Source organism: Rhizobium sp. FY34, assembly GCF_005222845.1.
Taxonomy (GTDB): domain Bacteria; phylum Pseudomonadota; class Alphaproteobacteria; order Rhizobiales; family Rhizobiaceae; genus Neorhizobium.
This window is the reverse complement of the sequence record NZ_STFZ01000012.1, coordinates 56089-76046: the sequence shown is the minus strand read 5'-3', so window position 1 is coordinate 76046 and position 19958 is coordinate 56089. Positions and strand designations below refer to the sequence as shown.

At 58.1% G+C, this 19958-nt stretch carries 19 protein-coding genes; 6 read left to right on the top strand and 13 right to left on the bottom strand.

The window, feature by feature from the left end:
• The first annotated feature begins 9 nt into the window (after positions 1–9).
• Genes E8M77_RS10270 through E8M77_RS10255 form a run of 4 tightly spaced genes read left to right on the top strand, consistent with a single transcriptional unit; the run spans position 10 to position 3817 of the window.
• The gene (locus E8M77_RS10270; protein ID WP_137130542.1) at positions 10–1026 is read left to right on the top strand and encodes a GDP-mannose 4,6-dehydratase; all 1017 of its coding nucleotides are present in this window, start codon (positions 10–12) and stop codon (positions 1024–1026) included.
• An 8-nt stretch (positions 1027–1034) separates the two neighbouring features.
• Positions 1035–2117 carry a GDP-mannose 4,6-dehydratase gene (gmd, locus tag E8M77_RS10265; RefSeq protein WP_137130541.1) on the top strand — a complete coding sequence of 361 codons (1083 nt, stop codon included), beginning with the start codon at positions 1035–1037 and terminating at the stop codon, positions 2115–2117.
• 3 nt (positions 2118–2120) lie between these two features.
• Positions 2121–3056 carry a GDP-L-fucose synthase gene (locus E8M77_RS10260; protein ID WP_137130540.1) on the top strand — a complete coding sequence of 312 codons (936 nt, stop codon included), beginning with the start codon at positions 2121–2123 and terminating at the stop codon, positions 3054–3056.
• Positions 3053–3817 carry a glycosyltransferase family 2 protein gene (locus tag E8M77_RS10255; RefSeq protein WP_348639902.1) on the top strand — a complete coding sequence of 255 codons (765 nt, stop codon included), beginning with the start codon at positions 3053–3055 and terminating at the stop codon, positions 3815–3817. The genes E8M77_RS10260 and E8M77_RS10255 overlap by 4 nt, the downstream gene beginning before the upstream one ends.
• 63 nt (positions 3818–3880) lie before the next feature.
• Here E8M77_RS10255 and E8M77_RS10250 read toward each other — a convergent pair whose 3' ends face one another.
• The 11 genes from E8M77_RS10250 to E8M77_RS10200 form a co-directional block, all read right to left on the bottom strand.
• Positions 3881–4999, bottom strand: a complete 1119-nt coding sequence (locus tag E8M77_RS10250; RefSeq protein WP_137130538.1) for a glycosyltransferase — start codon at positions 4997–4999, stop codon at positions 3881–3883.
• Between the two features lie 82 nt (positions 5000–5081).
• Positions 5082–6020 (bottom strand): NAD-dependent epimerase/dehydratase family protein, encoded by a 939-nt coding sequence (locus E8M77_RS10245; RefSeq protein WP_246659209.1) that lies wholly within the window; start codon positions 6018–6020, stop codon positions 5082–5084.
• Positions 6017–7978 carry a nucleoside-diphosphate sugar epimerase/dehydratase gene (locus E8M77_RS10240; protein WP_246659208.1) on the bottom strand — a complete coding sequence of 654 codons (1962 nt, stop codon included), beginning with the start codon at positions 7976–7978 and terminating at the stop codon, positions 6017–6019. Before E8M77_RS10240 ends, E8M77_RS10245 begins: the two co-directional genes overlap by 4 nt.
• Positions 7979–8155: 177 nt before the next feature.
• Positions 8156–8722, bottom strand: a complete 567-nt coding sequence (locus E8M77_RS10235; RefSeq protein WP_137130537.1) for a sugar transferase — start codon at positions 8720–8722, stop codon at positions 8156–8158.
• Between the two features lie 64 nt (positions 8723–8786).
• A complete protein-coding gene (locus tag E8M77_RS10230; protein WP_170975813.1) occupies positions 8787–10076 on the bottom strand; it encodes an O-antigen ligase family protein in 1290 nt (429 codons plus the stop codon).
• Between the two features lie 34 nt (positions 10077–10110).
• On the bottom strand, positions 10111–10998 hold the full coding sequence (locus E8M77_RS10225) for a glycosyltransferase family 25 protein (protein ID WP_246659207.1): 888 nt from the start codon (positions 10996–10998) through the stop codon (positions 10111–10113).
• 77 nt (positions 10999–11075) lie between these two features.
• Positions 11076–11561: a bacterioferritin gene (bfr, locus tag E8M77_RS10220; RefSeq protein ID WP_137130589.1), complete on the bottom strand. Its 486-nt coding sequence runs from the start codon at positions 11559–11561 to the stop codon at positions 11076–11078.
• Complete coding sequence (locus E8M77_RS24170; protein WP_137130535.1) at positions 11527–11838, bottom strand: (2Fe-2S)-binding protein; 312 nt, start codon at positions 11836–11838, stop codon at positions 11527–11529. Before E8M77_RS24170 ends, bfr begins: the two co-directional genes overlap by 35 nt.
• Before the next feature lie 128 nt (positions 11839–11966).
• Positions 11967–15317, bottom strand: coding sequence for an error-prone DNA polymerase (locus E8M77_RS10210; RefSeq protein ID WP_137130534.1), 3351 nt, complete (start codon positions 15315–15317; stop codon positions 11967–11969).
• On the bottom strand, positions 15314–16918 hold the full coding sequence (locus tag E8M77_RS10205) for a DNA polymerase Y family protein (RefSeq protein ID WP_281408186.1): 1605 nt from the start codon (positions 16916–16918) through the stop codon (positions 15314–15316). The genes E8M77_RS10210 and E8M77_RS10205 overlap by 4 nt, the downstream gene beginning before the upstream one ends.
• Entirely contained in the window at positions 16800–17738 is a 939-nt protein-coding gene (locus E8M77_RS10200; protein WP_246659206.1) for a hypothetical protein, read from the bottom strand. Before E8M77_RS10200 ends, E8M77_RS10205 begins: the two co-directional genes overlap by 119 nt.
• Before the next feature lie 203 nt (positions 17739–17941).
• Here E8M77_RS10200 and E8M77_RS10195 point away from each other — a divergent pair, with 203 nt between their 5' ends.
• Positions 17942–18385, top strand: a complete 444-nt coding sequence (locus E8M77_RS10195) for a metallopeptidase family protein (RefSeq protein ID WP_137130532.1) — start codon at positions 17942–17944, stop codon at positions 18383–18385.
• A gap of 77 nt (positions 18386–18462) precedes the next feature.
• Here E8M77_RS10195 and E8M77_RS10190 read toward each other — a convergent pair whose 3' ends face one another.
• The gene (locus E8M77_RS10190; RefSeq protein ID WP_137130531.1) at positions 18463–18669 is read right to left on the bottom strand and encodes a DUF1737 domain-containing protein; all 207 of its coding nucleotides are present in this window, start codon (positions 18667–18669) and stop codon (positions 18463–18465) included.
• Complete coding sequence (locus E8M77_RS10185; protein WP_137130530.1) at positions 18666–19547, bottom strand: CoA ester lyase; 882 nt, start codon at positions 19545–19547, stop codon at positions 18666–18668. Before E8M77_RS10185 ends, E8M77_RS10190 begins: the two co-directional genes overlap by 4 nt.
• 135 nt (positions 19548–19682) lie before the next feature.
• On the opposite strand from E8M77_RS10185, the gene E8M77_RS10180 reads away from it, so the two are divergent.
• Complete coding sequence (locus E8M77_RS10180; RefSeq protein ID WP_137130529.1) at positions 19683–19910, top strand: hypothetical protein; 228 nt, start codon at positions 19683–19685, stop codon at positions 19908–19910.
• Positions 19911–19958: the final 48 nt, after the last annotated feature.

Below are 19958 nucleotides of genomic sequence, written 5' to 3'. Positions count from 1 at the left end.
GACGCTCATATGAAGCGGGCGCTTATCACAGGGATTACGGGCCAGGATGGATCCTACCTGGCAGAGCTTTTGCTTGAGAAGGGGTATGAAGTTTTCGGCTTTGCCCGGCAGGAAAGCTGGTACAAGCCCAATTGTGGCAGCCATCTGAAAGGTAAGGTCAAGATTCTGCTGGGTGATCTGACGGAAGGCGTCGATATTGCCAATGCGGTTCAGGATTCGCAGGCCGATGAAATCTATCATCTGGCATCGCAATCGCGACCGGGTGAATCCTGGGCGCGGGCGGCAGAGACATTGACCGTTAACGGCATGGCTGCCGTGCGGCTTTTCGAGGCTGTCCGGCATCACCGGCCCGACGCCAGGGTCTACAATGCCTCATCCTCTGAAATGTTTGGGCAGTCGAGGGAAAATCGGCAAAACGAAAGCACTTTGTTTCACCCGGTCAATCCTTATGCCGCCGCAAAGGCCTATGCTCATCAGATGGCTCTGATCTATCGCAACAGCTACGGCCTCTATATTGCCAATGGTATCTTGTTCAATCACGAGAGCGAACGCCGGCCATTGCATTTCCTCACGCAGAAAGTGGCCTATGGTGCTGCCTGCGCGTCCCTTGGCATTATGAACTCCCCGGATCTGAATGAACGTGGTCGTCCGATTGTCGAAAATGGGCAACTGGCGCTTGGAAATCTCGCAATTGCCCGCGATTGGGGCTATGCACCAGATTTCGTTCGCGCAATGTGGATGATCTTGCAGCAAGATGCGCCGGGTGACTTTGTCATCGGCACGGGTGAACAGCATACGTTGAGCGAATTATGCGAGGTCGCATACCAAAGTGTTGGATGCGATTGGAAAAAGTGTGTATTCAGCGATCCGGTGTTGGTACGTCCGCTTGAGCCAGGCTGCATTCTTGCTGATCCAACAAAAGCCAAGAAAATGCTGGACTGGCAACCAACAGTAAATTTTGAAAACATGGTGACGCTCATGGTTCAGTCACAGATTGAGCGTTTGAAGCCCCTTGTAGATAGCTGAGAGGTAGCGTGAAAAAAGCTCTTATTACCGGTGTAACAGGCCAAGACGGATCATATCTGGCAGAACTTCTGCTGGATAAGGGATATGAAGTGCATGGCATCAAGCGTCGTACTTCGCTGTTCAATACGGATCGTATCGATCATCTCTACGTCGATCCCCATGAGGGCGACCGCAAGTTTGTATTGCATCATGGTGACTTGACCGATTCCACGAGCCTTATCCGGATCATCCAGCAGGTGCAGCCGGACGAGATCTACAATCTTGCTGCTCAGTCACACGTTGCTGTGTCTTTCGAAGAGCCGGAATATACGGCCAATTCGGATGGACTTGGCGCTTTGCGTATTCTGGAAGCCATGCGTATTCTCGGTCTTGAGAAGAAAACGCGCTTCTATCAGGCATCGACGTCGGAACTTTACGGTCTCGTGCAGGAAATCCCGCAGCGCGAAACAACGCCGTTTTATCCCCGTTCGCCTTACGCCGTTGCCAAGCTCTATGCCTACTGGATTACGGTCAACTACCGCGAAGCTTACGGCATGTATGCCTGCAACGGCATCCTGTTCAACCATGAGAGCCCCGTTCGCGGTGAAACCTTCGTCACCCGCAAGATCACGCGTGCGCTCGCTCGTATCAAGCTTGGCCTGCAGGATTGCCTCTATCTTGGTAATCTCGACGCCAAGCGCGACTGGGGTCATGCCAAGGACTATGTTGAAATGCAGTGGATGATGCTGCAGCAGGAACAGCCCGAAGATTTCGTGATTGCCACGGGCGTTCAGTTCAGCGTTCGTGATTTCGTCAACGCTGCCGCGGACGAAGCAAAGATGACCATCACCTGGTCCGGCACCGGTGTCGATGAAAAGGGCTATGACGAAAACGGCAAGTGCATCGTTGCAGTTGATCCCCGCTATTTCCGTCCGGCTGAAGTCGAAACCCTGTTGGGCGATGCATCGAAGGCTCGGGAAAAGCTGGGCTGGACCCCGAAGATTACCTTCGAGGAACTGGTTTCCGAAATGATGCGCGAAGACCTCAGATCCGCAGAGCGGGACGAGGTTGTCAAGAACCACGGTTACACGACCTTCAGCTATCACGAGTAAGTCATGAATACGGATGCCAAGATTTACGTAGCCGGCCATCGCGGCATGGTTGGCTCAGCCATCGTTCGCAGGCTCAGGTCGGCGGGATATTCCAACCTGGTGATGAGGACGAGTTCAGAGCTTGATCTCACGCAGCAGGCCTCGGTTACGGAGTTCTTGGCATCCGAAAAACCTGATTATATTTTCATGGCGGCTGCTAGGGTCGGAGGGATATACGCCAACAACACCTATCGCGCCGACTTCATCTACCAGAACTTGATTATCGAGGCGAACATCACGCATGCGGCCGCAATGGCCGGTGTGGAGCGGATGTTGTTCCTCGGTTCCAGTTGCATTTATCCGCGCGACTGTCCGCAGCCGATCCGGGAGGATTACCTCCTGACGGGTCCGCTGGAACTGACAAACGAACCCTATGCGATTGCCAAGATCGCCGGCATCAAGCTGTGCGAAAGCTATAACCGCCAGTATGGGACGCAGTATGTGTCGGCCATGCCGACGAATCTTTACGGCCCCAACGACAACTACGATCTGGCCACCAGCCACGTTCTTCCGGCTCTGATCCGCAAGGCACACGAAGCCAAACTGCGTGGCGATTCTGTCTATGAAGTCTGGGGTTCGGGAAAGCCGATGCGCGAATTTCTCTATGTCGATGACATGGCGGAGGCCTGCGTTTTCCTGATGGAAAAAGATGAGATCCGCGACGGCCTCTTCAATGTCGGAACGGGTGTCGATGTGACGATCAAGGAGCTTGCGGAAACGGTCATGGATGTTGTCGGCTTTACCGGTGATATCGTGTTTGATGCGTCCAAGCCGGATGGCACGCCGCGCAAGCTGCTTGATGTCGACAAGATAAAATCGATCGGCTGGAAGGCAAAGACCGATCTGCGCCAAGGCATTGCGCTTGCCTATGCCGATTTCCTCCAGAACGTCGGGAGCTGACGCTGACGGACCCGCTCGTCACTGTCGCCGTACCGTCGTTCAATCAGGGGCGCTATCTCGAACAGGCACTGGCGTCCTTGCTGGATCAGAACACTGTGCCTGTCGAGGTCTTCGTCCTGGATGGCGGTTCGACAGACCAGTCGCTGGATGTGATTGCACGCTTTGAGGACCGTCTCACTGGTTTTCGCAGCTACCCGGATGATGGCCAGGCTGCTGCCATCAATGAAGGGATAGCCAAGGGCCGGGCCAAGTATGTCTGCTGGCTGAACAGCGATGACTGGTTTCTGCCTGGAGGGCTCTCGCGGCTTGTTGCCTATGCCGAAGCACATCCGTCTGCCCCTATGGTGTATGGCCGTTGCCTCAACCATTTCGACAAGACGGGGCTGGACAAGGAAGTCTGGGTTCAGCCCTTTAGCGCACGCCAGATGGCACTCCGCTGCATCATCTCTCAACCGGCTACCCTGATCAGGCGCAGCGCCTGGGAAGCGGTTGAAGGTGTTGATCCGAGCCTGCATATGGCGATGGACTATGATTTGTGGTGGCGTCTCTTCAAGAATGTTGCACCGCCTGTTTTCCTGAATGACGTGGTTGCGGTCAATCGGGTTCACGCCGATACGAAGACGAAGACACAGCGCGCCCGTCACTACAGGGAGGCGATCCGTGTTGTGCGAAAGCACTATGGCAGCGTCCCCCTGAAGTGGTGGATCGCACAACCCTATGCGGTCTGGTATCAGGCGCTGATGGCAAAGCTCGGCCGGTAAAAGACCTTGTCTGCCAAAGTCATTGCGGCCCAGATCATCGTTTTGTCTTGCATTTCAGGACCCTTACCTAGAGGAGGCGGCAAGCTTTCTGTAGAGGGTGTTGTAACGTTCAACCATCAAAGATGATCTAAGTTTGTCCGTATAATGCTGCCGGGCATTATGGCCATAGGCGTGTGTTCGACCCGAATCGGTGAGCAAGGCCTGCATAGCCTGGTGAAGGGCCTTGGCGTCGCCCGGAGGTACGACGATGCCTGTTATTCCATGCCGGTTGACAAAACTCGTGCCCGTGCCGATCTCGCAGCTGATCATGGGTTTGCCGAACATGGCTGCTTCGACCAGCGAGAGGCCGAAAGCCTCTGATCGCAGATGCGAGGGAAAAACTAGTGCCGTGCAGAGTTCCAGCAAGGCAGCCTTGTCCAGGTCGGACCTTTTTCCCAGAAAGTGAATGTTTTGCAGGCCCAGTTCGCTGACCTGTGCCTTCAGTTGCACCTCCATCGGACCCTCGCCGAGGATGACGATATCCGCAGCCAGGCCTTTTGCCGCCTCCACCAGGAACTGGATGCCTTTATAGTACCGCAGCACCCCGACAAACAGGAAGAAGGGGCGCTTGAACTGTGATTGCCACTGCTCTGCAAGAGCTTTTGGTGCGCGGGGATAGTCGGCCTCGTCCAGACCAATCGGTATAATGTCCAGCTTGTTTTCGTAGCGTTGCAACACAGCGCTGGTCTTCACATAGTTATCGGATGTGGCCACCACCCGATCGACGCTCGACAGGAAACGGTGCATCAGTGGTGTGTAGGCCCGCAAGAGCGTTTTCTGCTTCACGATGTCGGAATGATACGTGACGAGTGTCGGCTTTCCCGGCGGTTTCAGTAGATGCACGAGGTCCATGAATGGCCATGGGAAATGATAGTGAACGATGTCGGCCTGACGCGACAAGTCGGAGAAGGCTTTGAAGGCATCTCGTGAAAAGCCTGTGGAGGCAAACTCGAAATCGAGCTTCGCCTTCTGAGCCCTATGGCCATCTAAGATCTGGCTGTTGGCAACTGGATCACTGCTCAACGACAGCACGTCGGTCTCGATACCATGCGCAATGCTGCCCTTGGCAATCGCATGGATGGTACGCTCGACGCCGCCGAAGGTGTCGGGATAGTAGGTCTTGAAGAAATGAAGAACGCGCATTGATCCTACCATTTTTGTCCCTGCACCGGTTTGCAAGGCAAAGGCGATGATATGTGAAGGTCTTGAGCCCCTGCGCTATGCCTCAGCGATCAAGCACTCCGTCGCCCAGAAGTGTTGCCTTAAGCCCCTGCGCAATCGAGTAAGGTGGTGTCCAGGATAGCCGGTCACGGGTTGCCGTGATATCAACCTGTAGAGTGCCGAGCAAGCGTTCAAGGACGGCACTGAACCCAGGCAGCGTGGCAAGAGTGTGCAGCAGCGCCGGTGGCACCGGCAGGCTTGGAGACGCCTTGCCCATGGCCCTTCGCATGTCGCATATCAGCCCATGTGTCGAAAGGTCGTGTCCGTCGCTGACCAGAAACACCTGACCGGCAGCCTTGCTGTTGATGAGGCACTGGATGATGAGGTCACAGAGATTGCCGATAAAGACGAGCGAGCGCCTATTGTCTATCCGCGAGAAGACCGAAGGAAGCGGACTTGCTGCCAGCGTCATTAATTTGCGGAAGTTGGCCCCAACGCCGGGGCCATAGACCAGCGGCGGCCGTATGATCGCAATCTCCATGCCGGTCTGGCGCCCGACCTCCCTCAGACCCGCCTCCGCTTCGGCCTTTGAAAGACCATAGTTATCTTCGGGGGCTGATGGATCATCGGCGCAAAACGGTTTTCCCGGTACTGTGCGCTCGCCATTCACCTTGATGGAACTGAGGAAAACGAAACGGCGGACACCGGAAGCGGCCGCCAGGCGCGCCAGATTTATGGTCGTTTCGACATTGGCTTGGCGAAAGGCAGTCAGCGGGTCCTTCGAGGTTTCCTGCATGACATGGACACGGGCCGCTAGGTGCACGAGGCTTGTCACACCGGCCAAATGCTGGGCCAGTTCGTCCGGCGCATCATAGGAGGGCACAGAGATGAGGCCTGCTGTGTCTCCGCGTGTGAGACCTCGGGCTTTCAGGCCAAGCCGCTCCAGGTCCCGCATCAGGGCGGAGCCAATGAAGCCGGAAGCTCCGGTGACGAGTACGGTCAAGACGGACAGCCCGAATCGACACACTGCGATCGATCTTGCGATTCCAGCGGATCACCGCACTTTTCGGTGGTGATCAGTTCAAACAGCAGTTGCCGTGCGCGTACCTCATCATCCGCATTCACGGCCTGCTCGAGATTTCCCAATGCCTGTGCCATGTCGTAGCGGGCTATGGCCGCAGAATCGGCCCGCAGGATCTTGGGATGCCGTGTCGGTTTGGCGTTGTTTCGATCGTAAAACAGTTCCTCGAACAGTTTTTCTCCCGGCCGCTTGCCGATGACCTCTATGGCAATGCCACCGTCCATGTGGCGTCCATCGCTGACCTGGAAACCGGCCAAGCGTATCATGTTTTCAGCCAGGTCGCCGATGCGCACGGGCTCGCCCATGTCCAGAAGGAAAACATCTCCACCACCGGAGAGCGCGCCGGCCTGGACGATCAGTTCTGCAGCCTCGGGAATGGCCATGAAGTAGCGGGTCATGTCCGGGTCGGTCACCGTCACGGGCCCGCCCTTGGCGATCTGCTGCTTGAAAAGCGGCACGACAGAGCCATTAGAACCGATAACATTGCCAAAGCGCACGGCACAGAAAATCTGCGCGCGCGCGCGCGCGTCGGCTTCCACAGCCATTTGCCTGACAATCAGTTCCGCCCAGCGCTTCGTCGCGCCCATGACATTCGTTGGCCGTACGGCCTTATCCGACGAAATCAGAACGAAATTCGAGACATTTTCTTCCGCAGACACCGTTGCGACCGTCAAGGTTCCAAACACATTGTTGCGGATACCCTCGAGGATATTGGCCTCCACCAGCGGCACATGCTTGTGTGCGGCTGCATGGTAAAGCACCTCCACGCCATGGTGGCGGATGGCGCGCCGCACAGTGCTTGCATTGGTCACCGATCCCAGCACCGGGATGATCATGTCCGGATCTGCCATTCGCAGTTCCTGCTCTATCCGGTAGAGGGCAAATTCGCTTGCCTCGAGAAGGACGAGTTTTCTTGGCTTCCAGCGAATGATCAATCGACACAGTTCCGAGCCGATGGAGCCGCCGGCGCCTGTGACCATGACCACCTTGTCTGTAAGAGAATGGCTGAGAAGGCTCTTGTCGGCTGGAACGAAAGATCGTCCCAGAAGTTCGTCTATTTCGATTTCCCGGATCTGGCTGACCACATAGCGTCCATCGACAAGATCCGAGATATCCGGGAGGGTGCGGATCTTCACGCCCAGTCCCGAGATATTGGTAATGACCGATTGTTTTGCATCAGCCGGGATCGAGGACATGCTGAGGACAATTTCCTTGATCCCGTAGCGGTCGATCAGGGACGGCAGGTCGCGGGAAGGGTAGACGCGATAACCGGCGATATCCCGGCCATGATTGGCGGGCTCATCGTCGATCAGGCCCACCACATAGCGCTTCCCATGCCCGTTCAGGGCGCGTGCCAGTTGGACGGCCGCAGGGCCGGCTCCATAGATGAATATCGGCTCCTCATCCCGCCGCAGGCCGGTTCCGGTGTTGAGAACCCATTTCGCTGTAAAGCGCATGCCACCAATCAGAAGCGTGCCCAGGATGAAGTAAAGAAACGGAACGGAGCGGGGCACGATACCCTGGCCGGCCATTTCCATCAGGAAGATGAGAATGACCCAACTCATCGTGGCAATGACCATCGCCTTCAGAATGGTCCAGATGGCCGCTTCCGGCAGATAGCGGATAACGGCCCGGTACAATCCCAGGCGAATGAAAACGGGAATGGCGACAACGGGCGCCAGAGCCGTCAGCGTCAGTCGTTCTGCCGTCACCTCCGGCAGCCATTGCGACAAGCGGATCGCATAGCTTGCCCACAGCGCCACCAGGAGGGCACCGGTATCGAAACTGATCATCAGCAGCCGCTTCCAGACGCGCGGCGTCCGGATAATCTGCTCCCGTAGTTTCAAAAGCCAGCCGCTGTCGGTGATACTTGAAGCCATTTTTGTCCTGCGTTGACCCCGGACGTGATACTGAGAAAGCCCGGCATGCTGCTCGTGGTTCGATTCCGACATTTGATCTGCGCGCGTTTCGAAAGCAGGTCTCAACTGTCCATTTCATTTCACCGGTCTTTGAGCGTCGATCTGGCGCGTGTTGCGCCGGATCGGTCGCTCAAGGATTTAGTGTTTGACACCTGAAGCGCCAGCCACTTTCAGGACTGTCAGAAACAGGATGCGCATATCGAATGTAAAGCTCTTACGCGTCATATACTCTTCATCCAAGGCGACTTTTTGAGGAATGGCCAATTCATCTCGTCCGTTGATCTGTGCCCAGCCCGTCAGGCCCGGCAAAAGCCTGTGGATGTTGCACTGGGTGCGGGCGGCGATCAGATCATCTTGATTGAACAGAGCAGGGCGCGGTCCGACCAAGCTCATCTCGCCTCTCAGCACGCACCAGAGCTGGGGAAGCTCATCAAGGCTGGTGCGCCGCAGAAAACCTCCTATGGAGGTGAGGTGGCTCTCAGGGTTCTGCAGCAGATGTGTAGCCACCACGGGTGCATTGAGCTGCATGGTGCGAAACTTGGGCATGGAGAACAGGCCGTTGTCGCGCCCGACCCGCCGCGACCAGTAAAGCGCCGGCCCATTCGAGGTCAGCCGCACGGCCAGTGCGATACAGGCCATCGGAATAGCGAGCACAAGAAGGGCAATAGCCGCAACGCTGGTATCGAAGATCCGTTTTACTGACATCGTCTGGCACGCCTGTGTTGAGGAAATTGCGCTTGGGCGCCGTATATCCGTTTGCGTCAAGGCTTTACCCTGAGACCGCCGGATGTGTCGCGGGTTTTGCGTGAGGTGTTGACGCCTGCATTGCGAGTGTTATGGCAAACACTGCCGCAGCCGCCAGACACATGAAGCTTTCGCCCAGGGCCAGCCGATTGTTGGAATTGGTCAAGATGGTGCAAAAGAAGAAGAAGCTGATGCAATAAAGATAGGCTGCAAGGCTTGGGGCAATGACACCGCTGCGACAGGCTTGGCTGATCCGCCATATGGAGGCGGCAATGAATGTTGCAAGGAAGAGGAGGCCAAACAGGCCGTGGCGCACCATGATCTCCAGATATCCGTTGTGCATCAGCGTGTAGCCAATATCAGCGTAGGTGGTCTTGCGCCATTCACGCAACCAAAGATTGCCCCAGCCGAACCATGGTTCTGCACTGATGAGTTCGAAGGAATTGGACCAGAGCATTAATCGCTCCTTCATCGCGAAGGGCGTGGCAGGATCGTTGATGGCATGCTGCATGGCACCCATGATGTTCTGACCGGTGACCGCCTGGCTGGACAATTGCGACCCGGCACTGACCGTGGTGCCGGCAATTTCACGCACATAGGTGGCCACCAGGGTTGTGACGACAAGAACCAGCGCCGACACGATCAGGATGAAATAGAGCCGATTGCGACCGGCATACTGGAAGAAGGCCAAAAGGATCATGAAGCCGAGTGTTGCACACAGGGCAAGCCAGGCGCCTTTTGATTGTGAGCCCAGCACGCCAATCAGGCTGAGCAGGATGACCGCAACGCCAAAGGGTGCGCAGGACCATTTCCGGCGGCTGAACAGGCCGCTTTCAAAGCCGAATATCAGCCAGAAGATGGCCGTGATCAGGATCATGCAGCAGCCAATCGCCGCATGAATGGGGTTGTGATGGAAAAGCGGGGCGGCGCGCATGCCGTCGGCCGTCGTTTGGTAGTTGAGGGTCAGCAACAATGCGCCAAGGCTTGCGATGAGCAATATCGTTGCAGCAGCAAGGATATGGCGTCTGGTGGCATAGAGCGCCGCACCGAGAACCGGAAACAGGAGCGGGAAAATATAGAGCCATTCGGATGCTCCCTTTTCTCCGTAGACCAGCAATCCGATGAGGAAGCGGCTGAATGCATAGAGAGACCAGCCATAGCAAAGCAATGCCAGCCAGTCCCGCGAGATGCTGCGCACCAGCGGCATCTCGCGTGTCAGGGTAAATATAACGAAGATGATGCAGCTGTAGCGATAAACATCGCTTTCAACAATGACCGCAGATGCGGTGACGGCCCAAAGGACAGGGAATATCAACCAAGGATTGATCGCCCTGCCTGTGCGCGCTATATTAGCCAATGAGAGCATAGAAGATCCTGCGTGCACTTTCGATGGTGCGCATGGCATAGGTGCTCATCCGCTTCCACCAGCGAAACTTCGAAGCTCTATAGGCGGAGCCTGTGGCAATTGTTGTGCGGGCATGCGTGGACTGGACAACCGGCTCGCGTGTCGCATAGGTGCGGGCGCCCGTGACCCAGGCTCTTTCCAGGGCCACATCCCAAGGATAGTGCATTACCTTCAGCGATTTTAGAAGCTTCAGTGCGCCTGAGCGGGTGACAAGGTAACAGGCCGCGGACCCCTGTGGACCGTGGGCTGCTCGTCCGATTTCGTCGCCATGTGACGAGGTGGCGAAATGCCTGAACCAGACGATCCGGTGATTATAGAGCTTGATGAGTTCGGCCTCCGGCCGTGCGGTCATCAGCGCTTGAATCCGCTCGGCCAGATCGGTTGTCAGCCGTACGTCATCTTCCACAATTACGGCGGCCGGATCTCCCGATGCAATAAAGGCGGCCAGCGCTTTCAGGTGGCTTTTATAGCAGCCATATTCTCCAGGCAGGACGAGCCTGCCATTGCGGCGTTGAAATTCCCTATCATCGCAGTCGTGCCAGTCATGGGGCGAGAGTTTGGCTCCGTCGATGGCGGGCACCCGAATAAGTTGAAGGTCAAGAGTCTCGGCCTGCTGATGAAGTTCCGACCATCGATCTGCTGATCGATCAAGATTGATCGCGTAGACACTTATTTTCATGAGCAGAGTACTATCGACTTGAGCAGAATGACGTGACTGGATCGCGGATATTCGGGTATCATTGAATACGCCCGCTTTGCAAGCCGTCAGGCCGTGCTGCTTGGCGGTCTCTGTCCTGGTTTTCGGCTCTGGCGGCGGCTGCCTTTCCCGCATGCGTTGCGCGATCCGATCGCATAGAAAAGCCGGCACCGCGAAAACGCGGGCCGGCTCCGGACTGTTCTGGTTCGCTGTTATTCAGCGGCGTCGGCTGATTCGGCGTTCAGCAGGCCGTAGCGTTCATCGCCCAGCTTGCCGAGCAATTCGAGTTGCGTCTCGAGAAAGTCGATATGGCCTTCTTCGTCTATCAGCAACTGTTCGAACAGTTTCATGGTCACGTAGTCGCCGGCTTCCGAACAGATATCACGCGAGGCCTTGTAGGATGTGCGTGCATCATATTCGCCAGCAAGATCCGCCTCCAGAACTTCGCGAACGTTCTGGCCGATGCGCAAGGGCGCCAGTGTCTGCAGGTTGGGGTGGCCTTCGAGGAAGATGATGCGCGCGACGATCTTGTCGGCATGCTGCATTTCTTCGATCGATTCGGCGCGCTCTTTTTTCGCGAGCTTTGTGTAACCCCAATCCTCAAGCAGGCGGTAATGCAGCCAATACTGGTTTACTGCGCCGAGTTCGAGAAAAAGGGCTTCGTTAAGCCGCTCGATGACTCTTGTGTCGCCTTTCAATGTCCGCTCTCCTGTTGTCGTCATGAAACTTCTTCAGGCGAGACATATAATCGACAACCTCTGCCTCCGTCGAGTGCCGGCAGGCATGATACTCTTCCGTTGTGCGGATAATGATGTCGACGACATTGGGAAAGCAGCCGCAGCAGCGACCACGCTTCTGCATGGCATGATAGACCTTGGACGGCACGATCAGCTGCCAACAGTCCTCATCGAGGAGGCCATTGATGACGTCCTTGATTTCATGATCGGTGATGTAATTGCAACTACAGACCAGCATGCGTATTAGCCATCAAACATGATGAGTGATGTCTTGTTTTGATAAATTGGATCGCATCTGTCAAGAATGAATCCGTCGCGCGGCCTTCAAACGCGGCAAATCCGGGCATTTGCAGGCAGGAGCGGCTTTCACATCTGCGTGTCGCCCGCGACTCGGTATCCCGTACGGGGACTTACTTTAATGGAAATTGCGGCCTCTCGGCAGCACCTGCGCCGTTTCGTGGCCCGCAGCACCTCGTCGGCCCGCTCGCAAAGCCCGAAGCGGTGCTTTTCCTCGTGAAGGAGGCCGAGCATGGGCGTCAGGTCCTCGATCACGTCGGCGATCACATGGATCACCTCATTTTCCCGTTGCAGCAGGCCGCGGATACGCACGAGCCTGGCAGCCATGACCACTGAACGGTAAAGCGCAAAGATCTTTGGCTTGATAATGGCATTGGCAATGCCGGTTTCATCTTCCAGCGTCATGAAGATGACCTTGGCCGTTCCCGGTCGCTGGCGGATCAGCACCAGTCCGGCGATATCCACGCGGCGGTTTTTCGGCGCAGTGCGCAAGGTGCTGGCGAGGACAATGGCTCGGGATGCAAGTTCTCTGCGCAGGAAGGTGACGGGATGTGCCTTCAGCGACAGGGTCAGGCTGCGATAATCCTCGATGACCTGTTCGCCCGGTGGCATTTCCGGCAATTCCATCTCCGGCTCGATCTGCAGATCTTCATGGCCTGCCTGCGCAAACAATGGCAGGCTTTCACTGGCATTGCGCGCATCAAGGGCCCTTACCTCCCAGAGGGCACGCCGTCGGTCCAGTCCCATGGAGCGGAAGCAGTCGGCCTCTGCCAGCCGTTCGATGGTGGCGCGGGTCAGGCCGGAGCGCAGCCAGAGATCGCGGATGGAGTGATAGCCGCTGCCGCGATGGAAAACGAGCCTGTCGCGGATATCTCTCTCCTCCAGGCCCTTGACCAGCCGCAATCCAAGCCGCACCGAGTGGCTGGACCTGATCACGCCGCGCATGCTGCGATGCTGGTCTGCCATGCGGCACGGATCAAAGCCTTGACCTGCCTCCAGCGCTGCATCCCAATCGGAAAAATTCACATCCACCGGCAAAACCTCGATGCCGTGTTCGCGTGCATCCCGCACCAGTTGCGCCGGGGCATAGAAACCCATGGGCTGCGCGTTGAGGATGGCTGTCAGAAAGACATCCGGATAGAGCGCCTTGAACCAGCAGGACACATAGACAAGAAGCGCAAAGGAAGCCGCATGGCTTTCGGGGAAGCCATATTCGCCAAAACCTTCGATCTGGCTGAAGCAGCGCGTGGCAAATTCCGGCGCATAACCGCGGCGGATCATATTGCTTACCATTTTATCGCGGAAATGATGGATCGTGCCGGTACGGCGGAAGGTGGCCATGGCGCGCCGCAGCAGGTCGGCCTCGCTGGGGGAAAATTCGGCAGCGGTAATTGCGATTTGCATTGCCTGTTCCTGAAACAGCGGAACCCCAAGCGTGCGCTCCAGCACCAGTTTCAATTCCTCGCTTGGATAGGAAAAGGGGCGGTTGTTGCGCTGGTCCTCGCGGCGTTTGAGATAGGGGTGGACCATGTCCCCCTGGATCGGGCCGGGCCGCACGATCGCCACCTCGATGACCAGATCGTAGAATTCGCGCGGTCTGAGACGCGGCAGCATGCTCATCTGGGCCCGGCTTTCGATCTGGAAGACGCCCAGCGTATCGGCACGGCAGATCATGTCATAGACGTCCGACCTGTGATCGGCCAGAATGCCGGCCAGGTCCTTCTCCAGGCCATAGTGCTGTTTCAGCAGCCGAAAGGCTTTGGCAAGGCAGGTCAGCATGCCCAGCGCCAGGATATCCACCTTCAGGATGCCCAGCGTATCGAGATCGTCCTTGTTCCATTCAATCATGAAACGGCCTGCCATGGCCGTTGGCATGATCGGCACGACTTCATCCAGCCGGTCGCGGGTGATGACGAAACCGCCGACATGCTGGGTCAGGTGACGCGGGAAATCCATCAGCTGCCTGGCATAGGCAAGCACCCGTTTCGTTGTCGGGTCATCGGTATCGAGCCCGGCATTCTTGGCCTCGCGCTCGGAAAGTCCGTCTGCCGACCAGCCCCAGATCGTGGCCGACAGGGCCGTCTGCACATCTTCCGACAGGCCAAATGCCTTTGCCACCTCACGGCCGGCCGAGCGGGTGCGATAGCTGGTAACGGCAGCGGCAAGGCCTGCATGTTCACGCCCATAGGTTCTGTAAATGAACTGGATCACCTCCTCGCGTCGCTCATGTTCGAAATCCACATCGATATCCGGCGGCTCATCGCGCTCGGTCGACAGGAAGCGGGCAAACAGCAGCGAGGATTTTCGCGGATCCACATCCGTGATGCGCAGACAATAGCAGACGGTGGAATTGGCCGCCGAGCCGCGTCCCTGGCAGAGGATCTCCTGGCTGCGGGCAAATTCCATGATGTTGCGCACCGTGAGAAAGTAGCGCGCATAGTCCTTCTCGCGGATGAGTTGCAATTCCTCGTCGATCTGCAGGCGCAACTTTTGCGGGATCTCGCCGCCGAACCGCGCGCGGGCGCCCTCATAGGTCAGTCGTTCCAGCGTCTCGGATGGCGTTTCGCCATTCACTTTCTCTTCCGGATAATGGTGGCGCAGTTCATGCAGGGAAAAGTCCAGCTGATCGAAGAAGCGCGTAGAATTGGCGATGGCATCCGGATAGCGCCGGAAGATCGCCGCCATGCGCGACGCCGGCTTCAAGTAACGTTCGCCATTGGCGGCAAAGCGGAAGCCTGCCTCCTGCACGCTCTGATGCGTGCGGATGGCCGTCACCACATCGGCCAGCGGTCGCCGGTCCGGATGGTGGTAGAGCGGCTGATTGGTGGCTAGAAGCGGTATGCGCGCGCGCGATGCCCATTGGGCAAAGGCGGCAAAGGCAAAGCTATCGCGTCCGTCGTAATCCGGCGACAGCGCCAAGTGCAATGTTGGGCCAAAACGCCTGCGCAGCCGCGGCAGCAGGATTTCAAACGCCTGGGCGCCGGCTTTGTCCTCCAGCAGGCTGCGATGCGGCAGGAGGGCAAGCATCATATCGTCGCCCCATTCCAGAAGATCGTTCAGACCGAGAAGACAGCTGCCCTTTTCGGCCCGCAGATTGCCGGCACTCAAGAGCCGACAGAGATTGCCCCAGCCCTTGCGGTTGCGCGGATAGGCCAGAATATCCGGTGTCGCATCCTCGAAAACCAGGCGAGCGCCCGGCTGCACTTTCAGCTTTCCATCCTCCTTCATGTCGCGCAATTGAGCATGCGCGCGCACCACGCCGGCCACCGTATTGCGATCGGCAATGCCGAGCCCTGCCAGTTCGCCCTGCCGGTTCAGCGCAGCGGCTGCCTGCACCATTTCTTCCGCATGCGAGGCACCTTCCAGGAAGGAGAAGTTGGTGCGCGCGCCGATTTCGTAAAATTCTGGAGGCACCGTCATGCAAAGACCCCGTGCATGAACCAGCGCGGATTGGCCAGCTGGTCGTAGAGCCCCTGACGGTAGACCCAGAAGCGCTGCCCGTTTTCCGATTCCAGGCGAAAATAATCCCGTGTCGGTGCCGTCTCGCCGTCCAGCCACCATTCGGCGGCCAGCCGCTCCGGTCCTTCCGCCCGGCGCACCTGATGGGTGAGGCGGCGCCAGCGAAAGCGGATCGGCGGCCCGTCCGGCACTTCCACGGCAAAGGCTTCCAGCGGTTCCGGATGTGTGAAAAGCCGCAAAGGCCGCTCCCTGCTGTCTGACCCTACAGCTTGGAGGGGGGCTGCTTCCGGCATGCGGCTTGGTTTCACGGCAATCGCTGCCGACAGATGATCGAGTGCGGCAACGGGCAGCACCGCACGTTCGGGAATATGGCTTTCGCGCAACTGATAGGTCTGCAGGCAATCCGGCCCGAGGCGGGCCGATACCTGGTCGACAAAATCACCCAGCGACAGATGCCGGCGATCGTCGCCTTCAAAATCGCCCTGTTCTGTGTCGAAATCCTCGTGGCGCAGCACGTTCAGGCGCAAGATCTCGAAACCGAAACCGGCGTCAAGCTCGTCATGCAGGCCCTTCAGCCGCTCTTGGAACAGGCGGGCGATCCGGCCTGCATCGCGCAAGGGACGCGAGGCCCCGGCGCTGATGCGAAAAACCTTGCCATCGACGCGAAATAGCACGAGTTCGAAGACGCGCCCGCCGGCGCCGCGCGCCTCAAGGCTCGGCTTCAAGGCTTCGGCCACCTGGCCGGCAAGCATCAGGATATCCTCCTCTGCCTGCACCGGCTCGGCAAGACGCCGCTCCGCCGAAAGGCTCGCCACGGGTCGGCGTGGCGAAATCGCTTCCTCGTCCAGGCCAAGCGCCTGGTCGAGCCGCATCAGGAGATGGCTGCCGAAACGGCGCGCCAATGGTGCGCGTGGGGCGCCCAGAAGGTCTCCTACCTGTTTCAGCCCCAGTTTGTTGAGCGCGCGCACCAGGCTTTCCTCGATCCGCAAAGCCGAAAGCGGCAGCGGTGCAATTGCAGTCTCGCAATCCTCGTCGGCCACGATCCGGTTTCCGGCATAACGCGCAAGGGCGGAAGAAAGGCCAGGCGCCTTGGAAATGGCGCCCTGCACCTGCAGGCCCATTTCCAGAAGCCGGGTCAGCATTTCCTGCAGCAAGGCCTCCTCGCCGCCAAACAGATGTGCGGAGCCGGTGATATCGAGAAACAGCCCGTCATCGCCCTCCAGCGCTACCAGCGGGGTATAGCGGTCGCACCAGTCAGCCAGCGCCTCGTGAAACCGTCGGTCGGCGGCTTTGTCCTCCTCGCTGACGATCAGGGCTGGACAGATGGCGCGCGCCTCCGCTAGCCCCTGGCCGCGCTTCAAGCCCGCAGCGTCTGCCCCCTCATCCAGCGCGACGAGGCGCATGGCATTGTCTCGCCGCCCGGCAATGCCAAGCGGGCCGTCTTCAGGATGCCCGGTCAAACGCCAGGACAGACCCCGGCGACGGCGCAGGATCCGGTCCGTTGACAGTTTTGGAAAATGCAGCGCCAGGATGCGTTGCTGGCTGTTCTGGAAGGAGAGCATGTTTTGACGGGTCGAGGGCGAGGAATTGGCGGTCATGGGGGGTCCATTCCAGATAAAGGGAGAGCGGAGCCGGATTGCGGCTCTTCTCCAAAGTGAGACGGAAAACCGGATGGCCGATGCTGCCGCCAAGCATCGCCCCATCGGGCAGGCGTCGCTCGCAAGCTAGTGCCGGTTGCACAAGAAAACGGAAGAGGGCGCTTGAAGCCTCCTCCTCCCCGGCCTGCCTCAGGATCAGAAGCGGCCGCCCCGCCGCCTTGGCCCTTAGGCTTAGCCGTCGGCTTTCGGTGAGCCCAAAAGCCTTTGGATTGCCGCGTATTTCCAGAATGGTCATGCAGAAGACGCCGCTGCCAAGGGCTGCCTCCGCCAGCCAGAGGGCATCCTCCAGCGAGGTGGGAAGCGCATGAAACAGCCGCTCGATGGCAAGCCCGAACCGCCGCAGGCCGAGCGGGTAGATCTTGCCGGCCTCCTGCGCTGCCATGCGGTCGGCGATCCAGAGTACCGCATTGTCCGGGCCTCTCGATGCTGCATGCTGCATTTGCATTCTGGCGCAGAGCGCCAGCGCAAAGCCGCTTGCGGTGCCGGCATGGCGAAAGCCCTCGCTGCGGATCTCGGTCAAGGTATCACAGGCCAGGCCGCCCTCCAGTGCCTCATCAAGCATGTCGATGCCGGTTGTAAGAAGGTTGCCGGGCGCGCGCTCTATGCCGTTTCCAACATCTTGTGCCTTGGCCGCTGCCTGTGCGGGCAGCGGCTTGCCTTCCAGTCGGGCAATCGTTTCGCGCAGGGCAAAAACCGTCTCCTGCGCCAAGGCAGATCGTGCCATGACGTCAGCTCCATCTGTTGTCGGGCCAGGCAAAATGCGTGGCCTCATTAAATGTTCCTGTTATGTTCCTATGGATTCCAGAGCTGTCCGCAAGAGTCAACAGGCGGTCGTCAGAGATTCGTTCACCGCCTTCACCTGTGGATTGAATCCGCACTCGAAATATTTTTTCAGAAACCTTATATGCTGGTGGAAAAGGAGCACGTATGGCCCGTATCGACCAGACCGATGAATGGCAGGATCGCCATGCACCGACCATCAGCACGTTTGAATCGCTGGCAATCGTGGCCTATGGGAACCTGCCGGAAGAGTTCCGCGCGCTGACCGGAAACCTCATCATCGAGATCGAGGACTTTCCGGATGACGAAGTGTTTGATGACATGGCGCTCGAAACGCCCTTCGATCTGCTCGGCCTTTTCGAGGGGCGGGGCATTTCAGAGCGTTTCACCATGGAAACCGGCGAGCTGCCGAACCGCATCCGGCTTTATCGCCGGCCTATCCTCGACTATTGGGCGGAAAATGACGAGACGCTCGGTGATATCATCACCCATGTGCTGATCCATGAGATCGGCCATCATTTCGGCCTTTCCGATGATGACATGGAGCGTATCGAGGAAAGCGCAGAAGAAGCCGCAGATCGGACGGGGTGAAAAGCCTTGCCTTCTCAGGCAGAGTGTCACTGGAAAATGCACCGGAAGCCGCGGTCTGGCGGCTCCCGGTTTTCTGCTTACTGCTCGCCGAGTTTCATGTCGGGATGGTATTCCTTGCCCTCGACGGTCTTCACCACAGCCTGGCCGCAATAGAGCTTGTTTTCAGCCGCATTGAAGGTGTGGCTGGGCGCGCCGTGCAGTTCCCAGCCTTTGTTGAGAGCATCCGTCACCCGGTGACAGAAGGAGGCGTCGTCGGGGCCGGTGAGGAAACGGTAGACTTTCATGGATCTGTCTTTCTGCTTTCGATGAACTTTACCTGGGCAAGGAGTTTTTCGGCCCCTTCCAGATGTAGCCGCTCAATCATGCGGCCATCAAGATTGATGACATTGAGCTTTTCCGCCTCCGGCTGGGCAAAGGCTGTAACAACAGCCTGCGCCTCGGCTATCTCCTCGGGCCAGGGGCCGAATGCCCGGTTGGCAGGAGCGATTTGGGCAGGGTGGATCAGCATCTTGCCATCGAACCCCATCTCGCGGCCTTGCAGGCATTCGCTGGCAAAACCGTCCAGATCGCGAAAGTCATTGGAGACGCTGTCGATCACGCAAAGCCCGTAGGCGCGGGCGGCGAGCACCACCTGCATGAGGTAGGGTACGAGATAGGTGCGGCCAGGGCGTGGTAGAACGCGGGTTTCCTTGCGCAGATCATTGAGTCCAACCACGAAACCATCGAGGCGGTGTGCTCCCGTCTCGCGCGTGGCGGCAATCTGCACGGTGTTCGCCACGCCCCTTGCGCTTTCCATCATGGCCCAGATCTTCAGCTCTGAAGGCGCAAGGTCCGCATCCAGACGCGCCTGGAGAGCTTCGATATCGGTAGCGTCATTCACCTTCGGCAGCAGAACGGCATCGGGCTTGAGTTCAAGCACCAGTGCCAGATCTGCCTCGAAGAAGGGCGAGGCAATCTCGTTTACGCGGATGATGGCGATATGGTCGCTGCGTGGCTCTTGCGAGAAAAACCGCCTGAGGTTGTCGCGGGCTTGCACCTTTTTCTCCGGCGCCACCGAATCTTCCAGATCGAAGATCACGCCATCGCATTCCAGCGTCGGAACCTTGTCCAGAGCGCGCTGGTTGATGGCGGGTACGCTGAGAAACGAACGTTGGATGCGCATGAAAAAGGGCCCAGCCAGTGACATCGCGGCTTTGTGACAAGCTTTGTGATGAGGCGCAATAGCGCAGTCCGGCAAAAGCCCTTGCAAGTGCCAATGGAAAGGACCACATTTCGGGAAGAAGAAAGGTTCTAAATCATGCAGAATATTCGTACCCTCTTCCTTGGCCTCGTGGGTATCGCCGCCATCACCGCGCTTGTCGTGCTGACGGCATCGATCACGATCGCCTTTGCCGGCATGCTCGCCGTGTTTACCGCCGTGAAAGCCCTGTCCATGCGCGCCAAACCGGTGCCCGTGCGCGCCAAGGCCGCAAAACGCGACATGCGCGTCTGGAACGACGGACGCGGCACGATCATCGATCAATAGGGTCGGCAGCCTCAGCGGCGGCCCACAAGCGCCGGCCGAAAGGGTCGG

Bases quoted from the DNA above. Each gene is read 5' to 3' on its own strand.
- E8M77_RS10270 (WP_137130542.1), top strand. From the start codon at position 10: ATGAAGCGGGCGCTTATCACAGGGATTACGGGCCAGGATGGATCCTAC.
- E8M77_RS10260 (WP_137130540.1), top strand. From the start codon at position 2,121: ATGAATACGGATGCCAAGATTTACGTAGCCGGCCATCGCGGCATGGTT.
- E8M77_RS10250 (WP_137130538.1), bottom strand. From the start codon at position 4,999: ATGCGCGTTCTTCATTTCTTCAAGACCTACTATCCCGACACCTTCGGC.
- E8M77_RS10240 (WP_246659208.1), bottom strand. From the start codon at position 7,978: ATGGCTTCAAGTATCACCGACAGCGGCTGGCTTTTGAAACTACGGGAG.
- E8M77_RS10235 (WP_137130537.1), bottom strand. From the start codon at position 8,722: ATGTCAGTAAAACGGATCTTCGATACCAGCGTTGCGGCTATTGCCCTT.
- E8M77_RS10225 (WP_246659207.1), bottom strand. From the start codon at position 10,998: ATGCGGGAAAGGCAGCCGCCGCCAGAGCCGAAAACCAGGACAGAGACC.
- E8M77_RS24170 (WP_137130535.1), bottom strand. From the start codon at position 11,838: ATGCTGGTCTGTAGTTGCAATTACATCACCGATCATGAAATCAAGGAC.
- E8M77_RS10210 (WP_137130534.1), bottom strand. From the start codon at position 15,317: ATGACGGTGCCTCCAGAATTTTACGAAATCGGCGCGCGCACCAACTTC.
- E8M77_RS10205 (WP_281408186.1), bottom strand. From the start codon at position 16,918: ATGCTCTCCTTCCAGAACAGCCAGCAACGCATCCTGGCGCTGCATTTT.
- E8M77_RS10200 (WP_246659206.1), bottom strand. From the start codon at position 17,738: ATGGCACGATCTGCCTTGGCGCAGGAGACGGTTTTTGCCCTGCGCGAA.
- E8M77_RS10195 (WP_137130532.1), top strand. From the start codon at position 17,942: ATGGCCCGTATCGACCAGACCGATGAATGGCAGGATCGCCATGCACCG.
- E8M77_RS10190 (WP_137130531.1), bottom strand. From the start codon at position 18,669: ATGAAAGTCTACCGTTTCCTCACCGGCCCCGACGACGCCTCCTTCTGT.
- E8M77_RS10185 (WP_137130530.1), bottom strand. From the start codon at position 19,547: ATGCGCATCCAACGTTCGTTTCTCAGCGTACCCGCCATCAACCAGCGC.
- E8M77_RS10180 (WP_137130529.1), top strand. From the start codon at position 19,683: ATGCAGAATATTCGTACCCTCTTCCTTGGCCTCGTGGGTATCGCCGCC.